Here is a 22,411-nt window from a genome sequence, read left to right as displayed (position 1 = left end):
AGCCAGGTTTTGTATTTAATGGTTACTCTTTTTAGTCTGCTAAATCCAGATACTGACGACAAGGTCAATGATTTTTATACCGATAAAAGGGACAATGATCCCGCCCAGACCGTAGATAAACAGGTTTCTGCGCAGCAGCGCGCTTGCGCCGATGGGTTTATAGGCTACGCCTTTCAGTGCCAAAGGAATCAGGAACGGAATGATGATGGCGTTGAAAATCACGGCGGAGAGAATTGCGCTTTCCGGGCTATGCAGGTCCATGATGTTCAGGCCTTTCAGGGCTGGGATCGAGGCAATAAACAAGGCCGGGATGATGGCGAAATATTTGGCGACGTCATTGGCAATGGAGAAAGTCGTCAGCGTCCCGCGGGTCATCAGCAGTTGCTTCCCAATCTCGACAATTTCAATCAGTTTGGTCGGGTCATTGTCCAGATCCACCATGTTGCCTGCCTCCTTGGCCGCCTGTGTACCGCTGTTCATGGCCACCCCAACATCAGCCTGGGCCAGGGCTGGCGCATCGTTGGTACCGTCGCCCATCATGGCAACCAGTTTACCACTTTCCTGTTCCCTTTTGATGTAGTTCATTTTATCTTCCGGCTTGGCTTCGGCGATAAAATCATCGACACCCGCTTTTTCGGCAATAAATTTCGCAGTCAACGGGTTATCGCCGGTCACCATCACCGTTTTTACACCCATCTTGCGCAGACGCTCGAACCGCTCGCTGATGCCCGGTTTGATGATATCCTGTAATTCGATCACGCCAAGCACCTTTTCATTTTCGGAAACCACCAGCGGTGTGCCTCCATTGCTGGATATTACTCTTGTCCTATCCTCAATTTCGGTTGGGAATTTGTTGCCCGCTTTGGTGGTCAGATTTCTGATCGAGTCAAAAGCACCTTTGCGGATCCTGGTTTCGTCAAAGTCAATACCGGAGCTTCTGGTCTCGGCGGTGAATTTGATATAGGTTGGATTGGCCAGATGGTTGTAAGACGATGGATTCAAATTCGCCAGTTCCAGGATGGATTTTCCTTCCGGCGTTTCATCGGCGATCGAGCTCAGGACCGCGCATTTGATAAAATGGTTATCCGTCACGCCTTTGGCGGCATAGAAATTCGTCGCCTTTCTGTTTCCGATCGTGATCGTTCCGGTTTTGTCCAAAAGCAGCACGTCAATATCACCGGCTGTTTCAACGGCTTTCCCTGATTTGGTGATCACATTGGCACGAAGCGCACGGTCCATACCGGCAATACCGATGGCCGAAAGCAGCCCGCCGATCGTTGTCGGGATCAGACAGACGAAAAGGGAAATGAAGGCGGCAATGGTGATGGGCGTATTGGCCTGGTCGGCAAAAGGCTTCAGCGTCACGCAGACAATGATGAAGACCAGGGTAAATCCGGCCAGCAGAATCGTCAGGGCAATTTCATTGGGTGTTTTCTGGCGGCTGGCCCCTTCGACCAGCGCGATCATTTTGTCAAGAAAACTCTCGCCGGGTTCGGTCGTTACCATGACTTTGATCTTGTCGGACAAAACCTTGGTACCCCCTGTTACACTGCTTTTATCACCACCGGCCTCCCGGATAACGGGCGCACTTTCCCCGGTGATCGCGCTTTCATCGATCGTGGCGAGGCCTTCGATAATCTCGCCGTCGGTGGCAATGTTGTCACCGGCCTCGCAGATAAAAACATCCCCCTTTTTCATGGAAGCAGACATGACCTGTCTGGTCGAGACCGAGAATCCGGCCTTGTTTTCGATGACCAGTCTGGCTGGCGTTTCCTCCCTTGTTTTACGTAAACTATCGGCCTGGGCCTTGCCTCTTGCTTCGGCGATGCCTTCGGCAAAGTTGGCAAAGAGCAGGGTTAACAGTAAGACTAAAAACACCGTGAAGTTATAGGCAAAGCTGCCTTGGGATTTTTCTCCCATCAAAGTCCATATACTGACCACCAGCATAATGGCCGTTCCGATTTCCACGGTGAACATCACAGGGTTGCGGAACAGGATGCTGGGGTTTAATTTGACAAATGCCTGTTTGAGGGCTTCATTGACCAGGTCCTTTTGAAACAAGGACGTATCTTTATTTTTCATTTCCTGATGGCGTTTGGCCGTTATTGATTAAGTATGCGCTGCTTGCTGATTGCCGGATATTGGTTACAATCCGTTTTTGCAGCTTTTATTTAAATGAATCCCGTGTCTACCGTAACGTGAAATATTCGGCGATCGGGCCCAGGGTCAGCGCCGGGAAAAAGGATAATGCTGTGATGATCACGATCACGGCCAGCACCATCACACCAAAGGTGGCCGAGTCTGTTTTTAAGGTACCGGCGCTTTCAGGGATGTATTTTTTACTGGCCAGAAGGCCTGCAATAGCGACCGGGCCAATGATGGGGAGGTAGCGGGAAAGGATCAGAACAAAACCGGTTGTAATATTCCACCAGGGATTGTTATCGCCCAGCCCCTCGAAACCACTGCCGTTGTTGGCGGCCGACGAGGTGTATTCATAGAGCATTTCACTGAATCCGTGAAAGCCCGGGTTGGCCAGTGTGGCAGCGGTGATGGATGGAAAGGCTGCTGCGAGTGCCGTGCCCACCAAAATCAGGAAGGGATGCAGTAAGGCCACGATCATGGCGATTTTCATTTCCCTGGCTTCGATTTTTTTGCCCATGAATTCAGGGGTCCTTCCCACCATCAATCCACTGATAAAGACCGCCAGGATAATGAAGATGAAAAAGTTGAGTATCCCTGCCCCGACACCGCCGTAAAAAGCATTGGTCATCATCGACAGCAGCTGCATCATACCGGATAATGGCATGGCGCTGTCATGCATGGAGTTGACCGAACCCGTTGAAATTACGGTGGTGGCTATACTCCAAAAGCCGGATGCCGCACTGCCCAGCCGGGTTTCTTTGCCCTCCATCGCGCCTGCGGACATGTCCACACCCATATGGCCAATCGCAGGATTGCCATTGATTTCCCAGATTACCGTGGGAATGGCCAGCACCAAAAAGCCGATGGTCATCACCCCGAAGATCATCCAGCCCATTTTTCTTCTTTTTAGGAAAAATCCGAAAGCAAAAATCATCGCCATGGGAATGATCATTTGCGCGATCATTTCTGTCATATTGGTCAGGTAATTCGGGTTTTCGAGCGGGTGCGCCGAGTTGGCCCCGTAAAAACCCCCGCCATTGGTACCCAAATGCTTGATGGCCACAAAAGCGGCCACCGGTCCGCGGGAAACCTGAACGGTGTCGCCCTGCATGTTGACGATGGTATCTTTGCCCTCAAAAGTCATCGGTGTCCCGCTGAAAGCCAGTACGGAAGCGACAACAATGGAAAGGGGCAGCAGGATCCGGGTGCAGGATTTTACCATCAAATTGTAAAAGTTTCCGAGCTGATCCGTTGTACGTTCCCGTAAGGCCATAAATATCACGGCTGCTGCCGCCATACCGGTTCCGGCAGTCACAAACTGAAGAAACATCAAAAACAGCTGAGACAAATAACTGACGCCGGATTCGCCCGAGTAATGCTGTAAATTACAGTTGACGACAAAAGAAATGCTGGTGTTAAAGGCCAGATCGGCGCTTTGTCCGGGGTTGCCGTCGGGGTTCAGCGGCAGCCAGCCCTGGTTCATCAGCACAAACATGCCCAAAATAAACCAGACCATGTTGATGGTGATCAGCGAAAACATATGCTGTTTCCAGTTCATTTCAGCGTTTTGATCGATGCCGCTGATTTTGAAAAACTGTTTTTCAATGGGGTTAAAAACGGGATCCAGGGCGGTTTTCTCCCCTGCATAAACTTTTGCGATGTACTTGCCCAGCGGTAAGCCGAAAACCGCCGTCAGCACAAACATCGCAATGATTCCAAATATTTCAGTGTTCATTTTTTCTTAATTTAAATTCGATTTCACTTTCCAGAAAATGATGTAAACCATCGAGAGGGCAAGCAGCCAGATCAACAGGATGATGAGCACTTCCCATAAGCCTGTTTTGTTTTTGTGATCGCTGTCCCGGGTTGTCATGCCTTTCAGATTAGAATTTTTCGGGTTTGATTAAAACATAACAGATGTAACCAAACACGCCGATTGCTACGATGAATAGAGCTGCCATGGTTAGATATTTTCAAAGAAGTGAACGGTTTTGTAAAAGAGCGCGAAACATAAAATTCCGGCGGATACCAAGAGGATTGTGATCATGATTCTGGGATTTAAATTGTATTAATAAGCATTGCGTTGTTTGATGTATTCGGTGCGCAGTCCAGCCGGAAATATCTGCTGAACATCGATGTGATGAACTTCCAAAACCATCGACAGGTTGTAGACATAGACATTGGATATGGCATTTTTGGTTTGCGCGCTTCCGTTTGCATAGAGCCTTTCGACGGCATCCAGGCATTTTTTTGCCCGGCTCACATGGCCTTTCAATACCAGCGTGACGGTCAGGGAGGCAAACCGCTGCATCCGTTGGTAAACGCTGTATGTCATTTTGTTTTTCATCACCTTTTGTTTTAGTTATAAGAACCGATACCAAAGCTGTTCCATGATCCAGGACCTGGTTTTAACCTGTTGACTTGTTGCTGGTTAAATGAAATTCGGGTTTTTGCCAGGGGGTAAGAAGGCTATCAAAATGATAGGGTTTATCAAAATGGATGGGGGGTTGGGATTTATTTGATGGCGTATTTCTTTGCGATAGGCATCTACAACAAACGGGTTTAACGGAGCAGGGATATCCAGGCAAGGGTTCGATTTTCACCGCGGGTTCGATAAAATCAATTATTTGACGATCAAATCCAAGGTAGAAAAAAGTAGACCGTTGCAGGAATAACTTTGCAACGGCCCAAATCACGGTAACTAAAACTGATCTTAAATCTGTATCGCTATTCAGGACTAGTCTGTCCTTTGATTACAGTTTATAATATTTTCTTCTCATCACATGCTTAATCAGGCCTTCTGAGAAGTTTATATGTAAATGTTTTTTCGGTAGAAACAATTTTAAAAATTAGCAGCATTGGGTCATGTCGCAAATCGATCTTTGGTTTTAGCCGGTAACTGCCCGGAGCTCCCCAGGATTCCGTTTCAAAGGGAATTACTGCTCCCTGGTTGTTGTAGAGCCAAAATTCGGGCTGTGGAGCATTTGTTTTCACAATAAATTCATTGTGAACCGGTTGGATTTTACAATAAATATCGTCTGAATTTTTGATAGATATAACACGTGAATAAGAGAAGGTTTCATCCCGGTCGATCATTTTTAAACGATAGTAATGATGACCTTCAGACGGCGCTGCATCTGTAAAGGCATAATTTAATATGGTATTGCTTTGTCCGGCCGCTGTAACGGTGCCGATGCTTCTAAACGACCTGGAATCGCTGCTTTTTTCAATACTAAAACGTGAGCTTTCAGATTCGGAAGTCGTTTGCCAGTTCAACGTGTTTCCCTCCGCTGATTTTCGGCCTCCAAAAGAAACAAGGGTGACAGGCAAGACGGTGCCCCAGTTCATATTGCCAATGGAAACAAGCTGGTTGGTAGGGTTTAACCTGGCGTCTGAAGTTGAACGGTAGGTGATTGTTAAAGTTTTCACACAGTTGCCTGCTGCAAAAGACACACCAGTAGGTGCACCACCACCCGCGGTGGCATCACTGGAAATGCCTGTAATTGTATTGCCTGTTGCGGTAGCAAATAGAGAGGTTGTGATTACTGGATCTGCGAGCGTTGCTCCACTCTGATCGGTAGCCGTGATCACAACTTGATCTACATACTGAAATCCACCTCCCGCGCCGGTAAACAAATCACCTCTGTCAATTTCAAATAAATTAAAATTTAAACCACAGACCGGTTCAGAAAATAACAGTGTAACCGATACTAGGGACGTGGACGGATCATTGGAAGTATGGTTGACTCCCAATCCCAGCCTGCTGGGCGCTGTCGTAAAAACTCTTGGATAATTTGCCTGCCAGGCCAAAGTCCCGCCGCCAGCCAATGCAACCGAAACATTTACTGGTGGCGATGAACCAACATTCTGGTAGGTATGACCGTCCAGATCTCCATCGGGATAACCCGGCGTACTGTTACGCCAGTCGAGTTGCGCAGCTGCGTCAAATGAATGCAGCATCAATAGAATCATAAAAATAATTTTCATAACGTCGATGATGGATTATTTAAGACAATTATATTTCAAACGGCAATGATTGTATCAGAAAGTTACAACCAATTAGTCAATAAATTATAAAGAATTAATTAATCCTGCGCCAAAAATTATTTCAACGCAAACTGATGGACATTATCGTACGAGTCAAGACATCCCCTTCATTTACATAACGTTGCGTATCTCGATTATGAAAAATTAACTTTAAATCTGAGCAACCCTTTCTTAGAGAAGAGGAGTTTGTTTAAAAAAATCATTTGTTTAAACTCAATGCATTGTGCGTAAATTCGCTCGGTGTAACGCTGTATTGTTCTTTAAAACATTGTGAAAAATACGATGGGCTTTCAAAGCCAACCAGGTAGGATACCTGCGTTGCGGTTTCTCCCTGCGCGAGCAGAATGGCTGCTTTTTGCAGACGATATCTCCTGATGAGCTCTACGGGGGTTATATCCAGAAGCGTCTTGAGTTTTCTGGCCAGGGTACGGTGGCTCATATTGACTGCAGTGGCCAGAATTTGCACGTCCATATCAGATGTGCTGATCAGCTTATCCAATTGAGCATAAAGGTTGTTTATAAATTGATCTTTTGTACGCTCGGTTGTGCTTGGCGGAACCGCCGGGAATATTTCCAGCTGTAGGTGCCTCCTTATTCTGTCCCGCTGCAAAAGTCTCGTGCTGATCGTCTGTTCGAGTTCGTTCAAATGAAATGGTTTTGACAAATAGTCGTCGGCACCAGCAACGAGACCTTCCATACGGCTGTTTTGCGCCGCCTTGGCTGTCAGCAATAAAATAGGAATGTGGTTGGTACGCACATCCGATTTTACTTTTTGGCACAACGCATAACCATCCATGCCCGGCATCATCACATCGCTTACGATCAGGTCAGGTATTTCTTCAAAAATCACCTGCATTGCTTCGTTTCCGTTCGATGCGGTGAGCACGCGCCAGTTTTCCCGAAGGCTTTCCGTTAAAAACTGCCGGAGTTCTTCGTTGTCCTCCACCACCAGTAACAAGGGCATTTCAGGCCCCAAGGCGGAATCAGAGGTTTCTAACTTTGTTTCGGATAAATCTGGGGGTAAAGTGTCGGGATATATTTCGGATGCGTAGTGCACCGGGACTAACGGGATCGTAACAATAAACTCGGAGCCTTTACCCGCCTCGGTAACCACGTTAATGCGTCCGTTCATCAATTCCACGAGTTCTTTTACCAACGACAGCCCGATACCCGTGCCCGCCTGTTCCCGCGTTGCGCTGTCATTGGCCATGTAAAATCGTTCGAAAATGTGGGGCACGGCCTCCTGACCAATACCAACGCCGGTGTCCCGGACAACCAAAATGACCTCCTCCGTATTTTTATCAATATTTTCAGCGCTTAAAGACAGGTTAACTGTTCCTCCGTGCGGCGTAAACTTTATGGCATTGCTCAATAGATTGAAAATAATCTTGCCCCATTTGTCAGCATCGAAATGGTATAATTTTGCTTCGTTCTTTACGTCCTGCATTAAACTGATACCCTTTCGCTCTGCCTCCGGGATAAAAGCATGGATACATTGGACGACGTATTCTGCAAGGTTGCCCACGGCCAGGTTCGTTTGCATTTTTCCGGATTCAATTTTGGAAATGTCCAGCATCTGGTTGATGGTGCCCAGAAGTCTGTTTGCATTTTCCCGGATATAGCCGATGTTTTTCAGGCTTATCTGCGATAGTTCCGGTTGTCGGATCAGCCTTTCGAGCGGGGTGATGATGAGCGTCAGCGGTGTACGCAGCTCATGCGTAATGTTGTCGAAAAACCGGGTCCTTACTACATTCAGCTCCTGCAAATGATGCGCTTTGACTTGCCCGATGATGACCTCATTGTGCAGCCGTAATTGCTTTTCCCTGAATTTCCAGTAAGTCCTGACAGCCGCCAAAAGCAACAGGCCGTAGAGCGTATATGCCCACCAGGTAGCCCAAAAAGGAGGTGTAATCCGAATTTCGATCCTTTTGACGAACGTACTCCATTTTCCGGAAGTATTGGCTGTATTGACAGCGAACGTGTATTTTCCGGGCGGTAGACCGGTATAATTTGCGATGGTTGCATTGCCATTGAGATTCCATTCCTTGTCATAACCTTCCAGCATATAACGGTAGGTGAGCTTCCCCGGATTCCCAAAAGCAATACCGGCATAGGAGATCGACAGGTAGTTTTGATCATAAGGTAATGCGATGGTTTTTAGCGCATTGAGCGGCGCGTCCATCCAGGGAGACTTACCAAAAATCTGAGGTTTGTTTTTTATTGACAGTCCCGTCAAGGCCGTTTGAGGGCTGCTCGTATCGGGCGCAAACAGTTCGGGATTAATGACTACATATCCCTCCACGCCACCAAAAGCAAGCCGCCCGTCGGTAAAGCTGAATACGTGGTAACGGTTAAATTCATCTCCCGGTAAACCGTCCGGTTTTTGAAAAGTGTATACCTTTGAACGCTTGGAATCAATGAGTGAAAGCCCTTTGTTTGTCCCGACCCACATACGTTTGCCGAGATCCGTTGCCATGGTGTAAATAACTGCACTCGGCAAGCCGTCCTTTTCATTTAATACCTTTTGAAAGCCTTTTTCGGTATGCCAGTCGATCAGACCATCTCCCATCGTACCAATCCAGAATCGTTTCTGATCAGACGGGTTGGGAATCATTCCCGTAAAATAGCGGACCACAAAGGGAATTGTACTTTTTTGTGGCTCGTTCGCCTTATACCACTTGACCAGTGCATTGTCACGAAATTTAAAAATGCCATCCCGTTGTGTAAGCACCAGAAAAGCGTTGCCGTCTGTTGCCAAACCAATAACCGCAGACAGGGTGATCACTTTGTTTAAGTCCACAAATTTTGGTAGCTCGTCAGGTTTTTCCCAGGTCCACAAACCGCCCTGGTAGTCAATTGCATAAATGCTTTCTCCTATACTTGTAAGACCCGTAATATCCGCAAATTTACCTGCCGGCATGGGTAAGGCACGCCATTGCCCGTACTCGTATTTTAAGACGACGGGATGCATGTTGGCCCCCGGTCCCTTGCCCATGCTACAGATCAGTGCTCCGCTTTGGGTATAGTGGTATCTGAAGCCGTATGACCACTTTTCCTTTAACCACGCAGTTGGCACGACTTTGGAAAAACCAGGCAGCAGATTGAGCACGTCGCTATGGAAATTGTCTTGGTAGGCAGAAGCAAATAGGGGTAAGGCCCTGAGATTGATTTTGTACACCCCATTTGCGTTGGTTCCAACCCAGAGCACACTCGTGCTATCGATGAAAAAACTGATAACTTCCTTGGACTCTCCAAAGCTGTCAGGAACTTTCCAAACCAGCTCAAAATCACCGGATGGCAGCCAGCGATAAACACTGCTGCCTGCCACAAAATATAAGTTTCGGTCGGGCCCAACGCCCAGCATAGGACGTTCGGCGGATATTTGCTCAGACCCTGGAATGCTGACGGTTGAGAATTTCCCAGAACGCGGATCGAAGACGATCAACTTATTCCGATCCGTTGTAACCAGCCGCCCATCAGGAAGCGCACAAGTCTTGTAAGCATACAACCCGCCCAGCGAAAAGGGGATATTGAAGGGTTTCAGATCGAACCTGTTTTTGACCGAATCATACTTGCATATACCTTTGGAATGAAAGGCCCAAATGTCGCCTCTGATGTCTTCGGTCAAGGTAATGATAACACCTGGAGGGGAATTCTTTTGCGTACTGTCAAACCTGGTGACTTTATTTTTTTCAGGAAGGGCAAGAACAAAGGCTGAACGCTTGTCGCGCATCCACATGCGTCCATGCGAATCGACCAGTTCCGCGGTCAACAACTTTTGAGATTCCATCCATCTTATCAGACCTTTTGATACCACACGCTGTTTCAGCGGATCGAAAATTTCCTTGTCCCAGTTTTCATAACCTATAAAAAAACGATTCCCCGGCCCCTTTTTTACCGATACGATCACACTGGATAAAACGCTGTTGGAATCCTTGGCATTGGGCAGGAAGTAAAGGAAGTTCTTCCCGTCGTAGCGGGCAAGTCCGCCTAGTGTCCCAAACCAGACAAATCCGTCGGCATCCTGAACAATACTACTCACATAGCTTTGCGGCAAACCGTCATCTACTTTGTAATGAACCTGGCTATTGAACAAGGGCTTTTGTCCCCGGACCTGCACGCAAACCAGTAAAAGTAAAAGAAGCGGTATTTTCACAACGTTGGGGAATGGTTATTGATGCATAACGGCCGCCTAAGCTCCCGGTGGTGACTTTACCGAAAAAACTGCCATTAAGTTATCAAATATAGAGAAATGTCTAAAAAATGATAGCATTTGTCCAAAAAATGATAGTGTGTCTGCATGGCACAACACTACTTTTGCCTGACAAAAAAAGCGCTTCCGACCCATATCGCTTATGCTGTTTCGAAAGCATTGGCTATTGAAAGTATTCCGCGATAAAATACAATTCTAAACCAACCTCACCCAAATTATTATGATCACAAAACAGTTTCGCTTTCGTTCATTGCTTGTTATTTCCGGCCTTCTTTTTGGTACAATTGGCTGTATGCAGGACCACAGAATCGGCGGTCCGCAGGCGTTTGCACCGGTCGGTGCACCTTTTGCAACGGATCTTAAATCGCCTATTGGCTTAGCCGATGCCGCCCATGGCAACACATGGGTTACCGAGGCTGGCAGCGGTAAGGAGAATGATGGCCAGGTTACACTCATCACAGCTTCGGGGAAAAAATATCCCGTGATTACCGGATTCGTTTCGAAAATGAGCCCGGAAAACTCTCCTGAGGGACTAAATCACCTGCTTTACAGCGACGGAAAGTTGTACATTTTACACGGTGTCGACGATATGCTTTACATTGTTGATGTATCTCAATTTGTTCCCGGCGTTACCAAACCCATTCAAGCGAGCAGTTTGGCGGGGGAGGACATAGGCACTTTTGTAAAGAACGCATATCCTAACGCGCCCGATGCCAAAGATTCCAACCCGTACAACCTGACATTTGGTACAGACGGAGACCTTTTCATCGTAGATGCCGGAGCTAATGCTGTTGTCCGCCGTGCTAAAAACTCCAAAGCGCTGAGTATATATGCTGTGTTTCCTGATGTGGCGAATCCGACGAGCCCGATGGTAGGACCTCCAACCATCGATGCAGTACCTACCGGGATCGTTTACGATGGGTCGAGCTTCTACGTAACCACGCTGGTCGGCTTTCCGTTTCCGGGAGGATTATCCAAAATTTACCAGATTGACGCTTCAAAGACTCCTGCCGAACCCAAAGTTTACAAATCAGGATTTTCAGCCCTTACGGATATTGTTTTTGCGCCAAGCGGCAAGCTGGTCGTTACCGAGTTTGGGTTTTCGGCGGCGGGTGGACGCATTGCAAGTGGGGAAGATGCCGGTCAAAGCTTACTGGCTCCGGCCATCACACCCGTCGACATCATGTTAAGCTCTGCTTTGGCCGATACCTATTACGTCTTGTATTATGGACCTGGCCTCATCATGAAATTGGCTGCTCAGTGATTTGGAATCGCAGGATCCTGACGCGATCGTGCATTTGAATAAGGTTGAACCATATGACCTGATCCGTTTCTAATTGGAAATTCGGTCATCCGGTATCTGCGTTTATGGATGAGGGCGCCCGGAAATTTTCGGGTGTTTTCGTTTGTAATAATCAGTATTGCTTTCATTTAAACAACGTTTTTTTTACGAAAAAACGACATGTAGGCTGGTTCAAAAGTGCGCCAAAAAGTGGAGGGGAAATCATGATGCTGTAAGCATTGATTGGCCCAAAACGGCTCCCAAAACACGAAAAAAATGACCATTTCAGTCCACGTGACCTGAATTTGATAGCATTTGTCTTAAAATTTACAGTCTGTACTTCTGCAACACACTAATTTGCGCTACGCAAAAAAGAATTCCTCAACTATCATTTCACAACCGGAAAACATGAAAAATTTCTTTACAAATAAACGAATCCCCAGCGGCGGGCTATTGCCCGTTTGGTGCATGGCTTTGATGCTGATTAGCCAGCTTGCGATGGCGCAGCGGTCGGTGACGTATACCACGGAACCGCTGAGCGCGGCCGGCGTGCCCGTTGGCACCTCCAAGCACCTGATCTATAAAGTTAAAGTAGTGGTGGGTAACCAGGGAGGAGTAACGGTGGGCCCTGTCGCTATCAAGACGACAGGAACCTATAAGTCGGCAGATATTAGCGGATTCACACTCTGGTACAATACCACCAACGCCAATCTGGCAGATGCCCAGCTCTTCCAATCGACTGCATCCCTAGGTGGTGCCGGAGAGACGCTCGAATTTCGCGGAAGATCAATTGGATTGGCTTCCCCTTCCACTGTTTATTTCTTTTTAACGGCGGATGTACCCCTGACGGCAACGGGAGGGCGCACGTTTGGTATCAATGGAGCCACCGACCCCCTGAACATTGGATACTATTACAATTTACCCGTCGTCGATAACCAACAAACTAATGCAGCCGGATTACAAACGATTGTTGTTCCCAAAGTGACCTACTCAACCGAAATTGTGCCGGCTGGCAAGGCAACGAGGGACGAGATCGCTCACTTGCTGCATACCTTTAAAGTAGAAGTAGGGCCGTTGGACATAGAAATAACCGACATTAACATCAAGACAACCGGAACCTATACTGACGCCGATATCAGCAGCTTTTCTCTTAAACGAGGCAATTCATATTACGGGCCTAGTAGTGGAACTGTCAGTGGTAACGGCGAGACGCTCTCCTGGCGATTTCCACGGAGTGTGCTCCCTGCCAATTCGGTCCACTATTTCGAAGTGAAGGCAAATATAACAGGCACGGCCACCGAGGGAAGGACATTCGGTATCGATGGGAGCGCCAAGACCCTCCAGATTTCTTACAGAAATCGTACGCCCACCGTCACCGATAACCAGACAAATGTGTCTGGTTTGCAGACCATTGTGATTCCCAAGGTTACCTACACAACCCAGGCTGTGCCAGCAGCCAGTGTATTGCAGGGCACCAGCGATAAATTGCTGTATATTCTCAAAGTAGTGGTAGGTTCTGAGTCACCTGTGAAGTTAAAATCCATCGCGCTGCCGACGAAAGGAAACTATACAACCTCCGAGATCAGCGAATTCAAAATATGGCAGAACAGCAGCCCTAGTCTGACAAACGCTACCTCTTCAGGTACGGTAGGAGCCGTAACCGGTGCCGGAGAAACACTCTCAATGTTTTTTTTGCGAGGTGACCTTGCTGCCAATTCCACTACCTATTTGCTTGTAAGCGCGAATGTAAAGTCCGATGCCACAGCGGGCAAGACGGTCGGTATCAACGGAACTGGCGCTGCGTTCGATATCAACTACTACACGCCCATACCTATTCCCACTAACAATTCCCAGTCTGATGCGGGTGGGCTGCAAACGATTGTTGCTCCCACGGTAACCTACACTACTGAGGCTGTGCCCGCAGCCAATGTTTTGCAGGGCACTGTTGATCGGTCGGTTTACATTCTCAAAGTGGTGGTTGGTCCTGCGGCACCGGTGACTTTAAGTTCAGTGTCTATCAAAACGAGTGGAACTTATGCACCCTCCGATATTAGTCAATTCGTAATCTGGCGGAATACTGCTCCCAGCAAGACCGGGGCCAGCTATTGGGCTGCGGATGCCTCTCTAACCGGGGCCGGGGAGACGCTCACTTTGGGAGGAGCGGCACAGACCCTTGGTGCTGGTTCCACCACCTATTTTCTTGTAAATGCGGATGTAAAGCCGGGAGCCACGGCTGGCAAGACTTTTGGCATCAACGGAGCCAGCAACGTCCTCAATATTACGTACACCAGCCCACCACCCACCATCACCAACAACCAGAACGATGTGGCAGGATTACAAACGATTACTGCTCCCACGGTAACTTACACTACTGAAGTTGTGTCGGCAGCCAATATTTTGCAGGGCACCGTTGATCGGTCGGCTTACATCCTCAAAGTGGTGGTTGGTCCTGCGGCACCGGTGACTTTAAGTTCAGTGTCCATCAAAACCAGCGGAACTTATGCAACCTCCGATATTAGTCAATTCGCAATCTGGCGGAATACTGCTCCCAGCAAGACCGGGGCCAGCTATTGGGGTGCGGATGCCTCTCTAACCGGGGCCGGGGAGACGCTCACTTTGGGAGGAGCGGCACAGACCCTTGGTGCCGGTTCCACCACCTATTTTCTTGTAAATGCGGATGTAAAGCCGGGAGCCACGGCTGGCAAGACTTTTGGCATCAACGGAGCCAGCAACGTCCTCAATATTACGTACACCAGCCCACCACCCACCATCACCAACAACCAGAGCGATGTGGCAGGATTACAAACGATTACTGCTCCCACGGTAACCTACTCCATGGAATCGGTACCGGCAGCAAACGCGTTGCAGGGCACGGTGAATCACCTGTTGTATATACTCAAAGTAGAGGTAGGTTCCGTCGCTCCGGTAACTTTAAGCTCAGTTGCGATCAATACGAGTGGGAACTATACTGCCGCCGATATCAGCCAGTTCAGACTCTGGAAGAATAGCACCGCCAGCCTGGCAACGGCTAGCCCTATCGGTACACGGGGTACGGTATCGGCCACCGGAACGGGGGAAGTACTCTCCTTCGGTTTGACGGAACAGGCGCTTGCAGCCAATTCCACAACGTATTTCTTTTTAAGTGCAGATATACAATCCAATGCCACAGCAGGCAAGAGGATCGGTATCAACGGAGGGGCCAGCAGCACCCTGAACATTACTTACAAGAACACAACACCCACCATCATCAACCAAAATGCAGATGTGGCAAAATGGCAGACGATTGTTGCACCCACGGTGACCTATTCAACCGAAAAAACGGCCGCATCCAATGCTCCCCCGGCTGCTACAAACCATCCTTTTTATGTACTCAAAGTAGTCATGGGTAACGGTCAGGGAGCAACTTTGACAAATTTTAACGTTACCACCAATGGCAATTATGCTGCCGGTGACATCAGTTCTTTTAGTTTGTGTCAGAGCGACATGCCCACGGTGAACGCTGGGGCTGTTAATGGCAGGGTTCTTGGCTCGGTGATTGGCAGCGATAATACTTCAACCGGGGCAGGGGAGACGCTTACCTTCAATACTGGAAATGTTTCCCTGGCTGGGGGAAGCACAATTTACCTGATTGTGATGGCCAATATAGCGCCTACCGGTACGCTCAACAAAACGTTTCATATTAACGGTGCTTCCAATCCTGCTACCCTAACTTTTAGTGGCTCGTCACCCTCCATTACCAATAACCAAACCAATGAAGCCGGCATGCAGACCATCAGCACTGTACCGCTTCCGGTTACGTTGGTATCCTTCCATGCAAAGGCTGAGGAAAATGTGAGGCAATTAAGTTGGGCAACTACAGTGGAAAAAGACAACGACTATTTTGCGGTGCAAAGAAGTCTGGATGCTAAAAATTTCACAGAAATAGCGCGGGTAAAAGGTACCGCGGTCGGCGTTCAGACGCATCGGTACAACTACACGGATGCCGAAATAGTCCCGGCAGGCGCTATGCTGTACTACCGTCTAAAGATGGTGGATCTTGACGGCAGCTACGCTTACAGCTCCATAGCCAGCTGTCGCGACGGAAACCTGCAAACGCTGCAGGCTACGGTATTCCCCAATCCCTTTTCTGAGTATGTAAAAGTCAAATTTATACCGGGAGAAACCGTAACCTTTCACTGGGTTTCAATGGACGGCCAGTCTGTGGGAACCGTGGAAAAACGGGTGATCCCGTCTTCTGGCGAAAGCCTGATCACGGGTCTGGATAAGATGCTGCCGGGCATCTATCTTTTGACCATCCGTTCCGCTGCCGGGGAGGTTACGAAAAAGGTTGTGAAGGAGTAAGGAATTGACAGGTCATTATCCTGGTTCCACATTGTTTTGCCAAGTAAAAACCTCTTTTGACAATAAAACACATGAAAACTTTCACCAGAGATCAGCGAATCCCGGCAGGCGGGTTTACATCCACCTGTTTCCAAAAATTGCTCTTTACTCTACTATGCTGTTTTTTATATTCAATATCAGTAAAAGCGCAGGATCATGCCGGTGCATTTATTACCATTTGGGATACTGATAAAATGAGTGCCGACACGCATTTAGAAGTGCCTTCTACAGGCACCAACTACGCATACTATTGGGAAAATGTCGGCGATCCAGGTATTAATGCCGGAGCAAATTATATCACGCAATCCGGCAACCTGAGTATACCTTCAATCCCCAATAACACGGGCAAATACCGGCTATATATTAAAGGCAACTATACCGCGATCAGTATGTTGGGAAACGCCAATTCAGCACCGGCGTTGACCGCCGTAGAAAGTTGGGGCAATATCGTATGGAGTACGATGGCGAATGCATTTAGGGGATGTGCGAACCTTGCAAATATACCAATAGCCGCACCTGATCTGAGCCAGGTGACCAGCCTTAGGTATATGTTTGGTGGCGCCAGCATCTTTAACAATCTGGTCGACCATTGGAATACCTCTAACGTAACGGATATGAGTTATATGTTTTCTGGAGCCATTGCATTCAATCAACCTATTGCGAGCTGGAATGTCGAAAAGGTAACCAATATGACCGGGATGTTTAATGGGGCAACTGCATTTAACCAGAATATTGGTAACTGGCAATTGAAAGCAGGTGTAAGCCTGGTCTTTTTTTTTAATCGCTGTGGATTGGATTGCAAAAACTATGGATTAACGCTTAAGGGGTGGGCTCAAAATAGCAGTACGCCCCAAAATATTGCTTTAGATGCAGTTGACATTCGATATGCGAGCGATGCGCTGGTCTTTAGGAACTCCCTCGCATCTGATAAAGGCTGGACTTTCTCAGATGCCGGTGAATCATTTGGTTGCTCGATCTAACCAATTATCGATCATACCAACGCTTTTATTACAGTTTGGGATACCGAAAAACTGGCTATCGATACGCATTTAGAAATTCCATCAACTGGCGCTAATTACGGATATTATTGGGAAAAAGTAGATAATGTTGCGATTAACTCAGGCAGCTACCAGGCAAAAGGGGGCACACTGACTTTAAATACATTGATGCCTAAATCAGGTACCTACCGGCTCTATATCAGAGGGGAATATACAGCCATTAAGATGAATGAGAATAGCAATGCTGCAAAAGCCTTAACGGCGGAGGAAAGCTGGGGGAACATGGTGTGGTCAAATATGAATGGTGCCTTCCAAGGTTGTAGCAACCTTCTCAGCCTACCAGCCGCTGCACCCAACCTCACCCTGGTAACCAGCATGGCGAATATGTTTAATGGCGCCAGTTCTTTTAATTCTCCGATTAACAACTGGAATACGTCAAACGTAACCAGCATGAGTTATATGTTTAGCGGCGCTAGCACTTTTAACAATCCTGTCGATAACTGGAATACGTCTAACGTAACTCGTATGGATTTCCTGTTTTCTGGAGCCGCTGCCTTCAATCAGCCTGTTTTGAATTGGAATTTCGAAAAGTTAACCGATATGTCCGGGATGCTTAATGCGGCCACTGCCTTTAATCAGAATATCGGCAGCTGGCAATTGAAAGAAGGTATTAACCTGGTCAATTTTTTTAACAGCTCTGGGATAGATTGCGAAAATTACGGTTTGACACTGAGGGGATGGGCTCAAAACGCTTCTACCCCAAGTAACCTCACATTGGGAGCGGTTACGAGGCAGTATGCCAGTGATGCTTTGCCGTACAGAAATATTCTTATAGCGAAAGGATGGTTAATCAGTGATGCAGGAGTTGCCAGTGGATGTAACTTGCCATTACCTGTAACGTTAACCAAATATGCGGTGAAGCTACAAGCTGGTACGGTGCTGATCAGCTGGCAAACGGTTGCCGAAGTGAACAACAGTCATTTTGTATTAGAAAGAAGTACGGATGGAATACGTTTTAGTTTTCTGAAACAGATAGTTGCCGGGTTTGGAGGAAACGCTGCGTCAAATTATAGTTATACGGATGCATACCCCGATAACGGCAACAATTATTACCGACTGACTCAGGTAGATTTAGATGATGCAGCACACAATCATGGGATAAAGACCGTCTATGTTCCGTTCAATAAAGAGCCCTCGATTGTTTACCCTAACCCTGTCAGCCAACTGCCGGTCACCGTAAAGTTTAAACCCAATTTATACAACAAAGCCAACCTTTTCAACGTCAACGGCCTGTTGATCGACTATAAAAACATTACAGGAAGTGATCAGCCCGTTCGTTTTGATGTACAACAATTGCTTCCCGGGACCTATGTTATTCAGCTTTCCGGGAAAGAAACTTCGGTACATCAATTCGTAAAACAGTAGACCTTCTCACAAATAATATTGCAAGATCGTTTTACGTTGGCAGTCGGCTATCAGCAATCGGCTAAAATGTCGTTTCTTGGATTGGCGTGACCTCCGAAGGCCGATAGCACTACAAATGAAACCGTGAAAAGGGCTTGTAGTTTAATAAATAAACATCCCGGAGCGAATGCGGTTGTCCGTCGTGCCAGGCGCTCCGGGTATTCATGTTGTATTTCCTGATGTGACTAATCCGGCTACGTTCCGGGATAAATTGAGCGGAACAATGCAGTTGGACGCAGAAGCGCTCAAATATTTTGCAGATAGCAAATACAACCGAACGTTTAGCTGATAACGTAAGGAAAAAGCGGAAGCTTCTCGCGCTTCCTCTGATTAAAAGCGGCATATTATACGCCCGTCTCAGATCCAGTCTGTGTGAATTTACCTTCTTATAGCGGCGCGGAAATTGACAAATAAGTTCTTCAAATCACAGATCAATCTCTGAAAAGATCGGAGTATTGCCTTCTGCATCAATTTTGATTCTCTCAAATCTTAATCCACTGATTAAATCTACGTAATACCGGGATAATACTGAATGATCAATTTTGCAGCTTTATTCATCCTAAACCCAACCTGATTTGATTGAAAAATAATTGCTAAATCCTTTTAATAATCGTTTGGATAGTACAAAATCCGGTAACGGGTCAACATTACCGGATTATACGCAAACGTCAGTTTAAATCCTTTACAAGAGGCGATGTACTTGTTTAAAGTTGCATTTTAAACCTTAGACCTTATCAATTTATGAACAAAAAATTACAAATTCCGACCCTTGTCTGGAGCGGAATGAAAGTGTCATTTTATCAAATGATCATCATTTTATTTTTTTGCGGATTTTCCAATGCCCGTGAAGCGGAGGGGCGGCGGATGCTACTTAAAAATGAAAAAAAGTCACCAGTGAGTTCGGTCGGAGCTATTGAAAGCCTTGTGGAACAAAGTCTTACCGGGACTGTTACTGACGAAACGGGCGCTGCTTTGCCAGGCGTCAGTGTTTTGATCAAGGGAACCCAGCAGGGCACAACAACGGATGTTAACGGGAAATTTCAAATTGCAACACCAACGGCTTCCGATATTCTGGTGTTTTCGTTTGTGGGTTATTTATCCCAGGAGGTCGTTGTTGGCAACAAAACTGGCCTGAATATAACGCTGAAACCGGACAACAAAACACTGGACGAACTGGTGGTGGTTGGTTATGGAACACAGAAGAAAATGAACCTGACTGGGGCGTTGTCGACGCTCGATATGAAGACCAAAGAAAATACGCCAGTCACCAACGCCAGCCAGGCCATGCATGGGGTATCCGGGTTATGGGTCAACCAGTCCGGTTCACGGCCAGGGGCTGACAATGCCACGATACGGATCAGAGGGGTTGGAACGACCAATAACAGTAACCCATTGGTACTGGTAAATGGTATGGAGTACGATATGAATGAAGTCAATCCCAATGATATCGAGACCATCACGGTACTTAAAGATGCTTCTGCTGCCATTTACGGGTCACGTGCTGCGAATGGTGTTGTTTTGATCACAACCAAGACAGGCAAAGCCGGGAAAAACAAAATCAGTTACAACTTTTCCCATGGTATTCAGAGCCCTACGATGATGCCTGATGTGATCTGGGATCCGATTCAGTATATGCAGCTTAAAAACCAGGCGCTACGCAATGAAGGCAAAACGGTGGTAGATTATTCGGATGCTCAGATTGAACAGTACAGAACCGGCATGGCCACCAATCCTTATGCTTATCCGAATATCAACTGGTTTGACAAGGTGATGAAAAACGGTACGTTGAACCAGCACCATCTTCAGTTCTCCGGCGGATCCGACAAAATGCTGTACAACTTGTCCCTTGGGTACATGAACCAAAAAGGTGTGCTCATAGCCAATGACAACGCCCAACGCTATTCGGTGGATCTGAATCTGTCCTCACAGGTGAGCAAACGCCTGCGGGTAGGAGCTAATATCATTGCCAATTACAGAAAATCCACTGAACCAGCAGACGGGACTGCGGGATATTTCGGTTCGCTGATGCGGGTGTTGCCAATTTTTACACCGTATCTTGAGGATGGGCGATATGGCAACGTTGCCTTCAGAACGCCCGGACGTAACCTGATCGAAAATCCAATGAAACTGGTCAGGGAAGGGTATCGTAAACCTACGGTGCAGCGGATTTTCACAAAACTGTTTGCTGATTATCAGCTCCCATTTGATATCAAGTACAGTATCAATCTTGGACTTGACAAGCTTGATACTGTAGAAAGACGTTTTAATTCCAGGGTGAACACGTATGATCCGCTCACTTTTGCCGTCATGAACTACGGTCAGACCGTGTCTTACAATGGTAATATAAGCAACTTAAACCTCAATTTCTTTCAGACCGTTTCATGGGATAAAACGTTTGCAACGCATCACCACTGGTCTGCGCTGGCGGGAACAAGCTACAATGATTTTGACAATAGTAATTTCGGTGCCAGCATAGAAAATCTTTCGGGCAATACGCTGACCGATTTGAATGCGAGCTCTTTAAATCCCGTCGTGTCGGGTGTGACAACCCGTGACAGACTTACCTCTTTTTTCGGAAGGGTGAATTATGATTTCAAGGAAAGATACCTTCTTGAAGCAGTGGTACGATACGATGGTTCTTCACGTTTCGGTCAGGACAATCGCTGGGGGCTTTTCCCGGGGTTATCTGCGGGCTGGCGCATCGATCAGGAAAAATTCTTTGATCTCCGTTTTATCAATCTGTTGAAACTACGGGCCTCCTTAGGAAAGCTGGGCAACCAGGCTGTGCCGCTTTACAGTTATCTCAATGTTGTAGATCTGGGTAGTGATTATTCGTTTGGGAATGTGCTTCAGCCGGGTGCAGCCACGAGGTCATACAACGATCCGGGGATTTCCTGGGAAACTACTACCACTTACAACGCCGGTTTGGATGTAGAGGCGTGGTCGGGCAAGCTTTCCGGGGAGTTTGAAGTTTTCAAAAAACGTACATCCGGCATTTTACGTCAGGTCGCTATCCCTTCGCAGGTTGGGGCGCTGAACGGACCGCAAAGAAATATTGGAGTCGTGGATAACAAAGGGTTTGAGGTTACGCTGAGTCACAGAAACCGGCTTGGTGATTTCAAGTACGACGTCCGTACGGCAATTAGTTACGTTAAAAACGAAATCGTCGATCTGAACGGCGAAACGGTTATTAATGGCCGGAGAATATTAAAAGAAGGACACGCACTGGATTCTTACTATTTACTGCAAAGCGAGGGGATTTACCAGACCCAGGAAGAGATCAATAATAGTGCAAAAGTGAGCAGCGCCGTGAAACCGGGTTACCTTAAATACAAGGATGTCAACAACAGTGGTACCATCAATGGCGATGACCGGGTTATTACCGGTTCGTCGATCCCGAAGTGGAATTACAGTTTCGCAATTAATCTGACTTACAGACAGTTCAGCCTGAACACTTATTTGCAGGGCGTACAGGGTATAAATATTTATCCTACTGCCAATCTTGCTTATCCTGTCAACAACGGAGCCGGTCTAACCAAAGAATGGGCAACCGATTCCTGGACACCGGAAAATACAGGTGCGAGATTGCCCATACTCACCACGCCACAGGGCGGCTCGGAGAATTATCAGAATTCGACCGCCTGGCTCAGGAGCGGATCCTACCTACGGGTTCAGAATATTCAGCTGAATTATGCTTTTCCGGAAAAATGGCTTTCCCGAGCCTCTATCAGCAAGTTAAACCTGTTCGCCAATGCTCAGAACTTTTTCACTTTTTCGAAGTATAAAGATTCTGACCCTGAACGGAATATCACTGCGGACACACTGTACGACTATCCGATGTTAAAGACGCTGAGCTTTGGCCTGAACGTTACTTTCTAATCCTAT

Annotated in this window: 13 protein-coding genes; 6 read left to right on the top strand and 7 right to left on the bottom strand. The window is 47.2% G+C overall.

All coding sequences use genetic code 11. The features are described 5' to 3' along the window. Positions 1-39: 39 nt before the first annotated feature. The 7 genes from kdpB to RB622_RS13460 form a co-directional block, all read right to left on the bottom strand. A complete protein-coding gene (kdpB, locus tag RB622_RS13485) occupies positions 40-2,082 on the bottom strand; it encodes a potassium-transporting ATPase subunit KdpB (protein ID WP_308047086.1) in 2,043 nt (680 codons plus the stop codon). 106 nt (positions 2,083-2,188) lie between these two features. Continuing rightward, positions 2,189-3,877 carry a potassium-transporting ATPase subunit KdpA gene (gene kdpA, locus RB622_RS13480; protein ID WP_308047085.1) on the bottom strand — a complete coding sequence of 563 codons (1,689 nt, stop codon included), beginning with the start codon at positions 3,875-3,877 and terminating at the stop codon, positions 2,189-2,191. A 6-nt stretch (positions 3,878-3,883) separates the two neighbouring features. Next, the gene (locus tag RB622_RS13475) at positions 3,884-4,015 is read right to left on the bottom strand and encodes a hypothetical protein (protein ID WP_308047084.1); all 132 of its coding nucleotides are present in this window, start codon (positions 4,013-4,015) and stop codon (positions 3,884-3,886) included. A gap of 10 nt (positions 4,016-4,025) precedes the next feature. Next, complete coding sequence (locus RB622_RS30320; protein WP_409021436.1) at positions 4,026-4,103, bottom strand: potassium-transporting ATPase subunit F; 78 nt, start codon at positions 4,101-4,103, stop codon at positions 4,026-4,028. A 107-nt stretch (positions 4,104-4,210) separates the two neighbouring features. Then, a complete protein-coding gene (locus tag RB622_RS13470; RefSeq protein WP_308047083.1) occupies positions 4,211-4,489 on the bottom strand; it encodes a hypothetical protein in 279 nt (92 codons plus the stop codon). Positions 4,490-4,929: 440 nt separating this feature from the next. Continuing rightward, a complete protein-coding gene (locus RB622_RS13465) occupies positions 4,930-6,129 on the bottom strand; it encodes a hypothetical protein (RefSeq protein WP_308047082.1) in 1,200 nt (399 codons plus the stop codon). A 259-nt stretch (positions 6,130-6,388) separates the two neighbouring features. Beyond that, positions 6,389-10,345 (bottom strand): ATP-binding protein, encoded by a 3,957-nt coding sequence (locus tag RB622_RS13460; protein WP_308047081.1) that lies wholly within the window; start codon positions 10,343-10,345, stop codon positions 6,389-6,391. A gap of 277 nt (positions 10,346-10,622) precedes the next feature. Between RB622_RS13460 and RB622_RS13455 the strand changes: the two genes are divergently transcribed. From RB622_RS13455 to RB622_RS13430, 6 genes are all read left to right on the top strand, one after another. Then, the gene (locus tag RB622_RS13455) at positions 10,623-11,666 is read left to right on the top strand and encodes a ScyD/ScyE family protein (RefSeq protein WP_308047080.1); all 1,044 of its coding nucleotides are present in this window, start codon (positions 10,623-10,625) and stop codon (positions 11,664-11,666) included. 426 nt (positions 11,667-12,092) lie between these two features. Beyond that, entirely contained in the window at positions 12,093-16,025 is a 3,933-nt protein-coding gene (locus tag RB622_RS13450; protein WP_308047079.1) for a T9SS type A sorting domain-containing protein, read from the top strand. Positions 16,026-16,096: 71 nt separating this feature from the next. After that, complete coding sequence (locus tag RB622_RS13445; protein WP_308047078.1) at positions 16,097-17,044, top strand: BspA family leucine-rich repeat surface protein; 948 nt, start codon at positions 16,097-16,099, stop codon at positions 17,042-17,044. A 186-nt stretch (positions 17,045-17,230) separates the two neighbouring features. Continuing rightward, complete coding sequence (locus RB622_RS13440) at positions 17,231-18,487, top strand: BspA family leucine-rich repeat surface protein (RefSeq protein ID WP_308047077.1); 1,257 nt, start codon at positions 17,231-17,233, stop codon at positions 18,485-18,487. A gap of 166 nt (positions 18,488-18,653) precedes the next feature. Further along, positions 18,654-18,815 (top strand): hypothetical protein, encoded by a 162-nt coding sequence (locus tag RB622_RS13435; RefSeq protein ID WP_308047076.1) that lies wholly within the window; start codon positions 18,654-18,656, stop codon positions 18,813-18,815. A 452-nt stretch (positions 18,816-19,267) separates the two neighbouring features. Then, positions 19,268-22,405 carry a TonB-dependent receptor gene (locus RB622_RS13430; protein WP_308047075.1) on the top strand — a complete coding sequence of 1,046 codons (3,138 nt, stop codon included), beginning with the start codon at positions 19,268-19,270 and terminating at the stop codon, positions 22,403-22,405. The last annotated feature ends 6 nt before the right edge of the window (positions 22,406-22,411 follow it).

The organism is Dyadobacter sp. LHD-138, assembly GCF_030929615.1.
Lineage (GTDB): Bacteria > Bacteroidota > Bacteroidia > Cytophagales > Spirosomataceae > Dyadobacter.
The sequence above is the reverse complement of the archived record's forward strand: the minus strand, read 5'-3'. Positions and strand labels throughout refer to the sequence as shown.